Annotated in this window: 1 protein-coding gene; it reads right to left on the reverse strand. The window is 63.4% G+C overall.

All coding sequences use genetic code 11. From position 1 onward, the window contains the following. Window positions 1-686: EF-Tu C-terminal domain-related protein (locus AC3WT6_RS17420; protein ID WP_492654874.1), on the reverse strand; the 686-nt coding region annotated here is incomplete at both ends.

Below are 686 nucleotides of genomic sequence, written 5' to 3' on the forward strand. Positions count from 1 at the left end.
AGGATCTTGGTCACCACGCCGGCGCCGACGGTACGACCGCCTTCACGGATGGCGAAGCGGACCTGCTCTTCCATCGCGATCGGGGCGATCAGTTCCACCGTCATCGCCACGTTGTCGCCCGGCATCACCATCTCGGTGCCGGCCTTCAGCTGGCAGCTGCCAGTCACGTCGGTGGTGCGGAAGTAGAACTGCGGACGGTAGTTGTTGAAGAACGGGGTGTGACGGCCGCCTTCTTCCTTGGTCAGCACGTACACCTCACCTTCAAACTTGGTGTGGGGCTTGATGCTGCCCGGCTTGCACAACACCTGGCCGCGCTCGATGTCTTCCTTCTTGGTGCCGCGCAGCAGCAGACCGACGTTGTCACCGGCCTGGCCCTGGTCCAGCAGCTTGCGGAACATTTCCACGCCAGTGACGATGGTCTTGGCGGTGTCGCGGAAACCGACGATCTCGACTTCTTCACCCACCTTGATGATGCCGCGCTCGATACGACCGGTGGCGACAGTGCCGCGGCCGGAGATCGAGAACACGTCTTCCACCGGCAGCAGGAAGGGCTTGTCGGTTTCGCGCTGCGGCTCGGGAATCCAGCTGTCCAGGGCGTCGTAGAGCTTCTGGAGGTTGGCAATGCCTTCGGGATCGCCCTTGATGGCCTGGGTGGCGGAGCCACGGATCACCGGGGTGTTGTCGCC

It is taken from the genome of Stagnimonas sp. FW305-C-60 (assembly GCF_058782965.1).